Below are 12,156 nucleotides of genomic sequence, written 5' to 3' on the forward strand. Positions count from 1 at the left end.
AGACGAGAAGGGGCACGGTCATGTCCAAGCCGCAGTCGCAGCCGCAGGAGACCGCCGTCTACACGCACGGGCACCACGAGTCCGTGCTCCGCTCGCACACCTGGCGCACCGCCGCCAACTCGGCCGCGTACCTCCTCGGTTCGCTGAAGCCGCACATGCGGATCCTGGACATCGGCTGCGGCCCGGGCACGATCACCGCCGACCTGGCGGAACTGGTCCCCGACGGCCATGTCACCGGCGTCGACCGGGCGCCGGGCATCCTGGACCAGGCCAGGGCCACGGCGGCCGAACGGGGCCTCGGCAACGTGGAGTTCGCGGTCGCGGACGTCCACTCGCTGGACTTCCCGGACGACACGTTCTGTGTGGTCCACGCCCATCAGGTGCTCCAGCACGTGGGCGACCCGGTGCGGGCGCTGCGCGAGATGCACCGGGTCACCAAGCCGGGCGGGTACATCGCCGTCCGCGATGGGGACTACCTGGCCATGGCCTGGTATCCGGAGTCGGCGGGGCTGGACGACTGGCTGGACCTGTACCGGCGGGTGGCCCGCGCCAACGGGGGCGAGCCGGACGCGGGACGCCGGCTGAAGTCCTGGGCGCTGCGGGCCGGTCTCACGGACATCACGGCCACGTCCAGTACGTGGACGTTCGCGGACACCGACGAGGTCGCCTGGTGGAGCGGTCTGTGGGCGGACCGGACGCTGGCGTCGGCGTACGCGGACCGGGCCACGGAGGGTGGGCTCGCGACTGTGGAGCAGCTGCGGGCGGTGTCGGAGGCGTGGCGGGAGTGGGGGCGCCGGGAGGACGCCTGGTTCACCGTGCCGCACGGCGAGATTCTCTGCCGAAAGGCCTCATGATTCGCCCGGCCGATGTCTGAGTCGTGGATTTCTGGAAACCCGGTGTGCAGGAGGTTCACACTATGGTTCCGATTCTGCTCGTACTGCTTCTGGCCCTGATTCTCTTCGGTGCCGGATTCGCGGTGAAGATACTCTGGTGGATCGCGCTGATCGTCCTTGTCGTCTGGCTACTGGGATTCCTGGTGCGGGGCACGGGTGCGGGCGGCGCAAGGGGCCGCTGGTATCGCTGGTAGCCACAAGGGTCCGAGCGGCCCGAGGTCCTGATTCAGGACCTCGGGCCGCAACCCGTGCCACTGCCGAAGAAGGAGTAGACGGCCCAGGGGCCGGTGAGTTCGACCCTCGGTCCAGGGGCGATACCGTCCGCCTCACGCTTTGTCCGGTCGACCAGTTCCACGAATTGCTCGGAATCCTCGCGCGTCACAAGATAGGCCGCTTCGAGGACATTCGGCGACGCGTACAGTCGGTGGTCCTCGGCGTACCGAGAAAGAGTCCGGTGCAATTGCCCGGCGAAAACCTCGGCGTTCTCTTCGAGGCCTTCGAGATACACCTTCACGCGCCACTCCACCCGCCCGCAAAAGCGGTCGAGAGCGCGCCGGAAGTCGTCCTCGCGTTCCTCGATCATCACGCGTACGGCGCTGTCGTCCCGGAAGACGGTGGCGGGCCGTAGGGGCAGCGGGGTCGTGACGGCGGTCAGCGCGTCGATCACGGCGTGGTGGGCCCGGTCGCCGTCGTCCGTCCGCTGCCGGAGCGGCTCCTCGGCGAAGTCCGCCTCCGGCACCGTACTGACGACGGCGACCAGACCGTGATGGGTGAGCAGTTTCGGCGGGACACCCGCGACCCCCGTCAACTGGGCCTGCAGGGCCGCGTCGAAGGGACGGCAGACGGCGTAGACGTACCGCAGTCGGGTCATCGGGGTCTCCTCGTCCTCACGGCGTGATCGCTTCCTCCACGAGCATCCGGCCCGCCGCCATGATCGAGTCGGCGTCGATGCCCGCGGCGTGCAGCTGCTCGTCAGGGGTCGCCGAGCCGGGCATCGTCCGGACGGCGAGGCGTACCAGGCGGGGCAGCGGGCGTCCGTCGAGGAAGGCGTCGAGGACCGCGTCGCCGATGCCGCCCTCCTCGCGGTGGTCCTCGACGGTGAGCAGACAGCCGGTCTCCTCGGCGGCCCGGCGCAGGGTGACCTGGTCGACGGGCTTGACGGAGTACAGGTCGACGACCCGGACCGGGATGCCCTGGGCGCCGAGCGCGTCGGCCGCGGCCAGGGCCTCGTGGACGGTCACGCCCGCCGCGACCACCGTCAGCCGGTCCTCGCGCCCGGCGGTGCGCAGCACCTTGCTGCCGCCGATCGGGAACTCCTCGCCGGGCCCGTACAGCCCCGGTGTCCCGCCGCGTGAGGTGCGCAGATAGCCGATGCCGTCGAGACCGGCCATCGTGGCGACGAGCTGCGCGGTCTGGTGGGCGTCGCACGGATACAGCACCGTCGAGCCGTACAGCGCACGGAACATCGCCAGGTCCTCCAGGCCCATCTGGGAGGGCCCGTCCTGTCCGATGGCGACGCCCGCGTGCGAGCCGACGACGTTGATCCGGGCCCCGCTGACCGCCGCCATCCGCAGGAAATCATGCGCGCGGGTCAGGAAGGCCGCGAACGTCGACACGTACGGGATCCAGCCGCGCGACGCCAACCCCACGGCGGCGGCGACCAGTTGCTGTTCGGCGATGTAGCACTCGAAGAACCGGTCGGGGAACTCCTTGGCGAAGGCCTCCGCGCGTGTCGAGTCGCTCACCTCGCCGTCGAGGGCCACGACATCGCCCCGCGCGTTGCCGAGCGCGGCGAGCGCCTGCCCGTAGGCGTCCCGGGTGGCGACCTCGTTCTCCCTGTCCCAGCGGGGCAGTTCGAGGTGCCCGGCGCGTACGGAGTGCAGGGCGCGGGCGGCGCGCGGCTCGGGCGGGCGGACGCGCAGCTCACGCGGGCCGCCGAGTTCGGCGATCGCCTCGTCGGCGTCCGGCAGCGGTTTGCCGTGCAGTCCCTCACGGTCCTCGACGGAGGCGACACCCTTGCCCTTGAGGGTGCGGGCAAGGATGACGACAGGCTGCCCGGTCGTGGACTCGGCCTCGGTGTAGGCACGGTCGACGGCCTCGACGTCGTGTCCGTCGATCTCGACGGTGTGCCAGCCGAAGGCCTTGAACCGGCGGGCGTAGGCGTCGAGATCGTGCCCGTGCCGGGTCGGTCCGCGCTGCCCCAGCCGGTTGACGTCGACGACGGCGACGAGGTTGTCGAGATGCTCGTACGAGGCGTGCTCGGCGGCCTCCCACACCGACCCCTCGGCCAGCTCGCTGTCCCCGCACAGCACCCACACGCGGTACCCGGTGCGGTCGAGCCGCTTGCCGGCCAGCGCGATCCCGACGCCGACGGGCAGCCCCTGGCCGAGCGACCCGGTGGCCGTCTCGACCCACGGCAGCCGCCGGGGCGTCGGATGCCCTTCGAGCCGGCTGCCGAGCGTACGGAAGGTGAGCAGCTCGGCGTCGTCGATGGCCCCAACTGCCTTGTAGGCGGCGTAGAGCAGCGGCGAGGCGTGTCCCTTGGAGAGGACGAAACGGTCGTTGCCGGGGTGGGCCGGGCGGTCGAAGTCGTAGCGGAGGTGACGGGCCAGGAGTACGGCCATCAGGTCGGCGGCGGACATGGACGAGGTCGGATGCCCGGAGCCCGCGGCGTCGGCGGCTCGGACGCTGTCGACGCGCAACTGCTGTCCCAGCTCGGCGAGTTCGGCGGTGCTGTGCAGGGGTTCGAGGGTAGTCACGACTTTCCTTCCGTTGCCTCGGACGGTGCCCCGGGCTGTTCCGGAGCCTGCCCCGAGGGCTGTTCCGGAGCTCGCGCCGAGTGCTGTTCCGGCACCCGCGCCAGCTCCGGCGACGCCGTGTCCAGTGGCACCGACCAGGACCGTACGAGCCCCAACTGCACGCCCTGGCGCGGCAGTACGGCGTCCAGCAGCCAGTCCGCCGCGACGCGCACCCGGTTTCCGGGCATCGCCGCGAGGTGGTAGCCGCGGGTGACCGCACCGGCGAGCGGCCCGGACAGGGAGACACCGAGCGGGTTGGCGGCGGCCTTGACCCCGCCCAGATCGACGACGAACCCCAGGTCACGATGGCGGTAGACGCGGCGGGAGCCGATGCCGAGCGAGGCGGCGACATTGCGGGCCGCGACCTTGCCCTGCCGCCAGGCGTGCTGCGCGGTCATTCCCGTGAACTGACCTGGATTGTTCAGATCGGGCACGGCGGCGGCGTCCCCGCACGCGAACACCTCGTGGTGGCCCGGTACTTGGAGATACGGGTCGACGATCAGCCGCCCGCGTTCGAGAGGCGATCCGATGCTCTCGACAAGAGGATCGGGCCGGACCCCGACGCACCACACCAAGGTGCGCGACTCGACGAACTCCCCGTCGGACAACAGCACTCCACCGTCGGTGGCCTCCTTCACCGAGGTTCCCGTCCGTACGTCGATGCCCCGTTGCCTCAGCACCCGGTCGGCGGTGCGCGAGAGCTTCTCGTCCAGCTCGGGCAGGACACGCGGTGCGATGTCGAGGAGCAGCCAGCGTGGCCGCAGGCCTTCGCGCAAGGGCTGCTTGCGGACCAGCGCCTCGGTGAACAGCTGTCCGTGCGCGGCGACTTCGGTGCCGGTGTAGCCGGCGCCGACCACGACGAACGTACAGCGGGCGGCGCAGCTCTTGGGGTCGTCGGCGGTGGCCGCCAGCTCGATCTGCCGGGTCACGTGGTCGCGCAGATACAGCGCCTCGGGCAGTCCCCGGAAGCCGTGCGCGTTCTCGGCGACGCCGGGCACGGGCAGCAGCTTGTTGACGCTGCCGACGGCGAGGACGAGCCGGTCGTAGCCGAGGGTGCCGTGTCCGCCCTCGGGGTCGGTGTAGCGCACGGTGCGCGCGTCGAGATCGATGCCGTCGGCCTCGGCCTCGCCGAGCACCAGGCGCACATCGCGGAGGGTGCCGGGGAGGGAGACGGTGACACGGCGAGGTTCCAGGACACCGGTGGCGACCTGGGGCAGCAGGGGCAGATACAGGAAGTGGTCGGTCGGGTTCAGCAGGGTGATGTCGGCCTTCTGCCGGGTCAGCCGGGCCAGACTGCGGGCCGTCTGATACCCGGCGAAGCCGGCACCGACGATCAGGATGCGGGGTCGACTCACGTTTCGCCTCCGGCGATGTCGCGCGTACGGAACCTTCCGCGTCCCCCTGGCCAGAGCCCCCAAACGTCGGCCTGCGGCCTGACCGCGCCCCAAAGGGGCGCGGGGAACTGCGCGACCAGCCCCCACCGGGCCGCGGTGAACAAACCGCGCACCCCCGAAGCGCTCAGCCCTTGACCATGTCCGACGTAATAGCCCACCGCTCGTGGTCCCGCCAGGCCCCGTCGATGTACAGGAAGTCCGGCGAGAACCCCTCCAGCCGGAAGCCGCAGCGCCGGGCGAGGGCGATCGACGCGGTGTTGCCGGGCTGCACGTTGATCTCCAGGCGATGCAGCCGCAGCGGCGGCCCGAACGCGTACCGCACGACGAGATCGAGCCCCTCGCCCATCAGCCCCCGCCCGGCCGCGTGCGCGAAGGCCCCGTACCCGAGGGCCCCGCACAGAAAGCCGCCCTGGACGATGTTGTTGATGTTGATGAACCCCGCGACGGCACCGCCGTCGCCCTTCTCGCACACGAGGAACCCCGCCTTGGTCGGGTCCTCGATCAACCGCCCGGCATACGCGGCATACGCGTCCGGACTCGCCGGCGGGGCCAGCCAGGGGTGGTGCAGCTCCCTGCTCTCCCGCACCCGGGCGATGAACTCGGCACCGTCCTCATAGGTGAACGGGCGTATGCCCACGCGGGGCCCTTCGGCGAGAAATCCACGGCGCTCAGACACCCGGACACCTTACGCGAGCCGCCTGTTCACCGCCCCCCACCTGCGCTCTTTCCTACCGGCGGCGCCGCATGAAGTAGGCCCCGCAGAGGGCGCCGATGACCGCCGTGCCGAGCAGCGCCATCCACAGCGGCATGGTCACCTCGGGGATCAGCAGCCGGATCTCGGTGGCGCGGGTGTTCTCGAAGATGAAGATCAGGGCGAGCAGGGCGAGCGCCCCGACGGCGACCCTGGTGGGCGTCAGCAGCCCCCGCGCACCACCGGTTCCGCCACCGGCCTTGCCGCCGCTCTCGGAGGTCTTCGGGCTCATACAGCCAGCATGGGCCGATCCAGGGCTTCCCGCGCGCCCGGAGGTACGCCGGACGGGTGAGCGCACGCCGAAGGCCGACGCCCACTCCCCTCACCGCAGCGCCGGTTCCTCCAGCGTGAGCGTCCCCGCGTCCGCGTCCAGTTCGGCGGCCACCCCGAACGGGATCGTCAGCGCCCCCTCGCAGTGCCCGAACCCGAACCCCTCCAGCACCGGCACCCCGAGCCCGCCGAGCCGGTCGGCGAACACGGCACGCAGCCCCTCGTACGGACCGCACCGCTCCCACGAGCCGAGGGCGATCCCGGCGACGCCGTCGAGCCAGCCCGCGCGCAGGAGCTGGGTGAGGGTCCGGTCGATGCGGTACGCGCTCTCCCCGACGTCCTCGATCATGAGCAGCCCGCCGCGCGCACCGGGCCGGGCATGCCGGGTGCCCAGGTCGCTGGTGAGCATGGCCAGGCAGCCGCCGAGGGTGACACCCCGGGCCCGCCCGGGCACCAGCACGGAACCAGCTGCGGCACTGATGACCCGTACCGACTCAGGATCGAAGAGCGTGGCCCGCAGATGCTCCTGTGCCCGCGCGTTCTTGACGAAGTCGACGCCGGACGCCGCCGGTCCGTGCAGGGTGGCGAGTTCGAGGCGGACCGCGAACGCCTCGTGCAGCGCGGTGATGTCGCTGAAGCCGACGAACACCTTGGGCCCGGCGGCCCGCAGCGCGTCCCAGTCGAGCAGGTCGACCATGCGCTGCGCGCCGTAGCCACCGCGCGCGCAGATCACGGCGTCGACCGTGGGGTCGCACCAGGCGGCCTGGAAGTCGGCGGCCCGGTCGGCGTCCGTACCCGCGAGATAGTCGAACTCCCCGTGCCGGTCCAGGACATGAGGTGCGACGACGGGGTCGAGGTCCCAGCCGCGCAGGATGTCGAGCCCGGCCTGCAGCCGCTCCTCGCGCACGGGCCCGCTGGGCGCGACGACGGCCACGCGGGCGCCGGGGGTCAGCCTCGACGGCCGTACCAGCGGCTTCACTTGGTGAGTTCCAGGGTCGGGACGCCGGGCGGGTTCAGGCCGAAGACCTGTGCGTACAGGGAGAGTTCGGACTCCAGGACGCGTACGGTCGTGTCCGCCCGCCGGAATCCGTGCCCCTCCCCCTCGAACGCGATGTACCGGTGCGGCACCTGCCGTCCCTCCGCCGCGAGCCGGGCGAGGAACCGCTCGCACTGCACCGGCGGGCAGATCACGTCGTCCAGTCCTTGCAGGAGCAGGAAGGGCGCGGTGATGTCGGCTGCGTGCTCGGCGGGCGAGCGTTCCAGATAGCGGCCCGGGACCTCGGCGAGCGGGCCGACGAGGGTCTCCAGGTACTGCGACTCGAAGTCGTGGGTCTCCCCGGAGCCCCAGCCGGCCAGGTCGAGGATGGGGTAGAGGATCGTGCCGCAGGCGTAGACGTCGGTACCGGTGAGGGAGGCCGCCGCGGTCCAGCCGCCCGCGCTGCCGCCCCGGACGGCGAGCCGGGCGCGGTCGGCGGTGCCCTCGTCGGCGAGGGCGAGCGCGACGGCCGCGCAGTCCTCGACGTCGACGACGCCCCACTGCTCGCGCAGCCGGTTGCGGTACTCGCGCCCGTGCCCGGTCGAGCCGCCGTAGTTGACCTCGGCGACGCCGATTCCCCGGGAGGTGAAGTAGGCGATCTCCAGGTCGAGCACGAGGGGCGCCCGCCCGGTCGGCCCGCCGTGCGCCCACACGACGTACGGGGGCAGTTCGTCGGCGGGCGCCATGTACCCGGGGTGGTGGGGCGGGTAGATGTGCGCGTGGATGTCCCGGCCCTCGGGGCCCGTGAAGGTGCGGATCTGCGGCTCGGGATAGTGCACGGGGTCGACCGGGTCGTGATGGGCGGCGCCGATCACCCGGGCCCGTCCCGTACGGGTGTCCAGCTCGACGACCTCGTACGCGCTGCGCGGGCTGGCCCCGACGGCGACGACCCGCTCCCCGTGCACGGCGAGGGTGGACGCGAACTCGGTCCAGGGTCCTGCCGCGTCGACGACGTCGCCGGTCTCGGTGTCCAGTACGCCGAGCGCGGTCGCCCCGCGCCCGTGCACGACGGCGACGAGACCGCCCTCCAAGGGTGCGAACCAGCGCTGCCCGACCTTCCACAGCGCCCCGCCGAACTCCTCCGGCCGGGGGCAGACGGGCACATCGTCGCGGTACAGGTTCCACCAGCCGGAGCGGTCGCTGACGTACAGCAGCGACCCGTCGCCCGCCCAGTCCACCTGCGCGACCGACTCCTCGGGCCCGCCGGCGACGGTCCGGGCCCCGCTCAGCGTGCCGCCGTCACCCACGTCCGCGAGGACCAGTTCGGTGCCGTCCCAGGGCATCCGCGGATGGTCCCAGGCGAGCCAGGCCGCGCGCCGCCCGTCGGGCGAGATCCGGGGCCCGGTGACGAACCGGTGCCGGTCGTCGGTGAGTTCGCGTACGGCGTCCCGGTCGTCGGCCGCCGATCCGTCCAGCGGCACGGCGGCGAGCACCCGCCGCACATCGGTGGGCCCGTCGCCGGTGAACTCCTCTACTACGCACCAGACTTCACCGAGTTCGACCCGCAACTGCGGCTCCACCCACCGCAGTCCGCCTCCTACCTCGGACAACGGCGTGAGCGGGCGCGGCTCGTGCCCCTCCTCCAGGCAGTACAGCCGCTGATCGGTGAAGTTGACGAACACGACCACCGAACCGCCGTCGCGCACCACCCCCGCCCACGGATGCCCGCCGTACTCCATGACCCGGCTGCGCACGTTCCACGGCGCGTCCAGGACCTGCTCCTGGGAGCCGTCCGCGCGCCGCCGCACGAGAGTGCGCCGTCCGCCCTCGGTGGGCCGGGGTTCGGTCCACCATGCCTCGTCCCCGACGAAGCCCACGTACTCGGGGGACCCGTCGTGCTCGGCCGCCAGTACGGCGTCGATGGGCGAGGGCCACGATCCGTACGGCAGTGTCTGCACTGTCTCCCCCACTGGTCAGGCCGTCCGCAGAAACCGGTCGAGGACCCGGACGCCGAAGTGCAGCGCCTCGACCGGGACACGCTCGTCGACACCATGGAAGAGTGCCTGGTAGTCGAAGCCCTCGGGCAGCTTCAGCGGCGCGAATCCGTACCCCGCGATCCCGAGCCGCGAGAACTGCTTGGCGTCGGTGCCACCGGACATGCAGTACGGCACAACGTACCCCTCGGGCGCGAACTCCCCGACGGCGGCGCGCATCCGGGCGTACGTGAGTGAGTCCACGGGCGCCTGCACGGCCACCGAGCGGTGGTGGAACTCCCAGGCGACCTCGGGGCCGGTGAGTTCGTCGAGGGTTGCGCGGAACTCGTCCTCGCAGCCGTACAGGAAGCGTCCGTCGACGTACGCGACGGCCTCGCCGGGGATCACGTTGACCTTGTAACCGGCGTTCAGCATGGTCGGGTTGGCGCTGTTGCGGACGGTCGCCTCGACGAGCCGGGCGGCGGGCCCGAGCTTGGTGAGAAGGCCGTCGACGTCGTCCAGCTCGAAGTCGATCCCGTAGAGGGCGGCGAGTTCGGTGAGAGCGGCCTGCACGGTCGGAGTGAGCCGAAGCGGCCACTCGTGCGCGCCGATGCGCGCGACGGCGGCGGCGAGGCGGGTGACGGCGTTGCTGTCGTTGACCTTCGAGCCGTGTCCGGCGCGTCCCTTGGCGGTCAACTTGAGCCAGCCCGTGCCGCGTTCACCTGCGGCGATCGGATACAGCTGCCGTCCGGCGCCGTCATGGAAGGTGAACGCCCCTGATTCGCCGACCCCTTCGGTGCACCCCTCGAACAGCCCGGGGTGTTCGGCGGCCAGGAACTCGGAGCCGTCCTCGGCGCTGTCCTCCTCGTCGGCGGTGAACGCGACGACGATGTCGCGCCGGGGCCGGACGCCCTGGCGGGCCCAGTCGCGGACGACGGCGAGGATCATCGCGTCCATGTTCTTCATGTCGACCGCGCCCCGCCCCCAGACGACGCCGTCGCGGACCTCCCCGGAGAAGGGGTGCACGCTCCAGTCGTCGGCCTGCGCGGGCACGACGTCGAGGTGTCCGTGCACGAGCAGCGCGTCGGCGGCGGGGTCGGTGCCCTCGATCCGGGCGACGACGTTGGTGCGCCCCTTGGTCCGTTCGAGCAGCGTGGGTTCGAGCCCCGCCTCGGCGAGCAGCGCGGCGGCGTACTCGGCGGCGGGGCGCTCCTGACAGTCGCCGCCGCCGTGGTTGGTCGTGTCGATCCGGATGAGATCGGAGGTGAACGACACCACCTCGTCGAGCGCCTGCTGCTCAGCCATACTGCTCCTCCACCGCGGCCGAGACGATCGTCGTGACCGCCTTGAAGGTACGAATGCCCTCGTACATTGTGCCGCTGGTGTACGCCACCTTCCGTTCCCCGATCCGCGCCACACCGGGCACGACGGTCGCGGCCATGGCGAGATGCTCGGCGTCGAACTCCAGCGCGACGGTGAACGGCCCGCCGACGACGGGCTCGTGCCGTACGGCCAGCGTGGCGGCCTCCTTCGCGGCGGCCCGGATGTCGGCGGCGGTCCTGGCGGGCGTACGGCACACGGCGGCGTACCGCGACACATGGTCCTTGACGGCGACCTTCAGCGCCTCGGGCGCGTATCCGAGCGCGTCCTCGCAGGCGAGGTCGTCCCCGGTGACGAGCACGACCGGTACGCCGTACTCGGCGACCACATGGGAGTTGAGGAGCCCCTCGCTGGCCCGTACGTCGTTCACCCACACGCCGGTGATGGAGTTGGCGAGGTAGGTGTGGGCGAGGACGCCCTCCATGCCCGCGCCCGCGTGGTAGCCGACGAAGGCGATGCCGTCGACGTCGCCGTGCTGCACGCCCTCCACCATGGACAGCGACTTGTGGCGCCCGGTGAGCATCTCCACCCGCTCGTCGAGCCGCTCCAGGAGCAGGTTGCGCATGGTCCAGTGGGCCTCGTTGATCAGCACCTCGTCGGCGCCGCCGTCGAAGAAGCCGAGCACGGCGGCGTTGACGTCCGAGGTGAACATCGAACGGCAGCGCTCCCACTGCGGGGTGCCCGGCAGCACGTCGGCCGGCCAGGTGACGCCGGTGGCGCCCTCCATGTCGGCGCTGATGAGGATCTTCACGCTGCGTCACATTACGCGGCGGCGAACCTCGGTGCCAGGGCCGCTCGGGGGTCGTGAATCTCCTTCTCATTGCCGGGGCAGGCACTCGTCCAGAAACGCGTGGGCCCGCAGATGGTACGAGCGGGCCGTCCAGCCGAGGCTGATGTTGTGGCCGGCGTCGGGCTGCCGGTCGACGACCACGCGCGGGGAGCCGGAGAAGCAGGCCGCCATCCCGGCCAGGGTCTCCGGATCATGGCGCCACCAGCCCTCGTGCTCGGCGAAGGTCATCCGCACCGGCACGCGCACGCGTGCGGCGATGCCCGGGAACAGTTCCGGCCAGCGGGCCACATCACTCCGCTCCCGGTGCGGCATGGGCGCCACCACCGAGGCACTGGCGCGGAAGGTGTCCGGCGGGTACAGGCGCAGCGGCCCCCAGTTCCTGACCCGGTGTCCGGGACCGGCCGGGTCGAACGGTTCGTGCCCGCCGACGGCGTACACATGGCCGCAGCCGGAGATGTCCAGCCCCAGCAGGTTCCGGGCCGCCGGGTCCGCGGCGGCGCTCAGCGCCACCTTGGCGCCGTAGGAGTGGGCCAGCAGGAACAGCCCGGCGCCGGTGTCGTACCGGGAGGTGAAGTCGTCCAGCGCCGCGAGCACGGAGTGCGCCTGGCTGGTGAGGTGCTGTCCCTCGGGCAGCCGGGCGGCGGAGTGCCGGTAGCCGGGGCGGTCCAGGGCGAGGACCGTGTAGCCGAGGCTCGCGCCCAGGGTCAGCAGGGAGAGATCCGGATGCGCCTGGCCGTCGAAGTAGCCGGCGCTCATGCCGCCGCCGTGCAGGGCGACCACCACCGCGCGCGGCGGCGTCCGGGGCTCGCGGAGCAGGGCGGACAGGACGACTCCGTCGGCGTCCAGGGTGATGGTCCGTACACCGGGTGAGACGGGCGCCAGGGCTGCGTCGGGAGGGGTCATGGCGGGGCTGCTCCCTTGTCCGTGGCGA

12 protein-coding genes are annotated in these 12,156 nt (G+C 71.9%); 2 read left to right on the plus strand and 10 right to left on the minus strand.

The genetic code is table 11. The features are described 5' to 3' along the window. Positions 1-20: 20 nt before the first annotated feature. Entirely contained in the window at positions 21-854 is an 834-nt protein-coding gene (locus tag LUX31_RS06820) for a class I SAM-dependent methyltransferase (RefSeq protein WP_235473872.1), read from the plus strand. A gap of 62 nt (positions 855-916) precedes the next feature. Beyond that, positions 917-1,087: a hydrophobic protein gene (locus LUX31_RS06825; protein WP_235473873.1), complete on the plus strand. Its 171-nt coding sequence runs from the start codon at positions 917-919 to the stop codon at positions 1,085-1,087. A 32-nt stretch (positions 1,088-1,119) separates the two neighbouring features. Here LUX31_RS06825 and LUX31_RS06830 read toward each other — a convergent pair whose 3' ends face one another. The 10 genes from LUX31_RS06830 to LUX31_RS06875 all read right to left on the minus strand — a co-directional run bounded on the left by LUX31_RS06830 (position 1,120) and on the right by LUX31_RS06875 (position 12,128). Continuing rightward, positions 1,120-1,764, minus strand: coding sequence for a GvpL/GvpF family gas vesicle protein (locus LUX31_RS06830; RefSeq protein WP_235473874.1), 645 nt, complete (start codon positions 1,762-1,764; stop codon positions 1,120-1,122). 16 nt (positions 1,765-1,780) lie between these two features. Further along, a complete protein-coding gene (locus LUX31_RS06835; protein ID WP_235473875.1) occupies positions 1,781-3,652 on the minus strand; it encodes a transketolase in 1,872 nt (623 codons plus the stop codon). Further along, on the minus strand, positions 3,649-5,046 hold the full coding sequence (locus tag LUX31_RS06840; RefSeq protein ID WP_235473876.1) for an NAD(P)/FAD-dependent oxidoreductase: 1,398 nt from the start codon (positions 5,044-5,046) through the stop codon (positions 3,649-3,651). Before LUX31_RS06840 ends, LUX31_RS06835 begins: the two co-directional genes overlap by 4 nt. Before the next feature lie 163 nt (positions 5,047-5,209). Next, positions 5,210-5,761 (minus strand): GNAT family N-acetyltransferase, encoded by a 552-nt coding sequence (locus LUX31_RS06845; RefSeq protein ID WP_235473877.1) that lies wholly within the window; start codon positions 5,759-5,761, stop codon positions 5,210-5,212. 52 nt (positions 5,762-5,813) lie between these two features. After that, a complete protein-coding gene (locus tag LUX31_RS06850; RefSeq protein ID WP_235473878.1) occupies positions 5,814-6,068 on the minus strand; it encodes a LapA family protein in 255 nt (84 codons plus the stop codon). Between the two features lie 90 nt (positions 6,069-6,158). After that, entirely contained in the window at positions 6,159-7,085 is a 927-nt protein-coding gene (locus LUX31_RS06855; protein ID WP_235473879.1) for a S66 peptidase family protein, read from the minus strand. Further along, positions 7,082-9,040 (minus strand): dipeptidyl-peptidase 5, encoded by a 1,959-nt coding sequence (locus LUX31_RS06860; protein WP_235473880.1) that lies wholly within the window; start codon positions 9,038-9,040, stop codon positions 7,082-7,084. Before LUX31_RS06860 ends, LUX31_RS06855 begins: the two co-directional genes overlap by 4 nt. Positions 9,041-9,055: 15 nt before the next feature. Beyond that, a complete protein-coding gene (locus tag LUX31_RS06865; protein WP_235473881.1) occupies positions 9,056-10,360 on the minus strand; it encodes a M20/M25/M40 family metallo-hydrolase in 1,305 nt (434 codons plus the stop codon). Continuing rightward, on the minus strand, positions 10,353-11,186 hold the full coding sequence (locus LUX31_RS06870; protein ID WP_235473882.1) for a M55 family metallopeptidase: 834 nt from the start codon (positions 11,184-11,186) through the stop codon (positions 10,353-10,355). The genes LUX31_RS06865 and LUX31_RS06870 overlap by 8 nt, the downstream gene beginning before the upstream one ends. 66 nt (positions 11,187-11,252) lie before the next feature. Continuing rightward, positions 11,253-12,128 (minus strand): alpha/beta hydrolase, encoded by an 876-nt coding sequence (locus tag LUX31_RS06875; RefSeq protein ID WP_235473883.1) that lies wholly within the window; start codon positions 12,126-12,128, stop codon positions 11,253-11,255. Positions 12,129-12,156: the final 28 nt, after the last annotated feature.

Origin of the sequence: Streptomyces sp. GQFP (genome assembly GCF_021545335.1) — a bacterium.
In the GTDB taxonomy this organism is placed as follows: Bacteria; Actinomycetota; Actinomycetes; order Streptomycetales; family Streptomycetaceae; genus Streptomyces.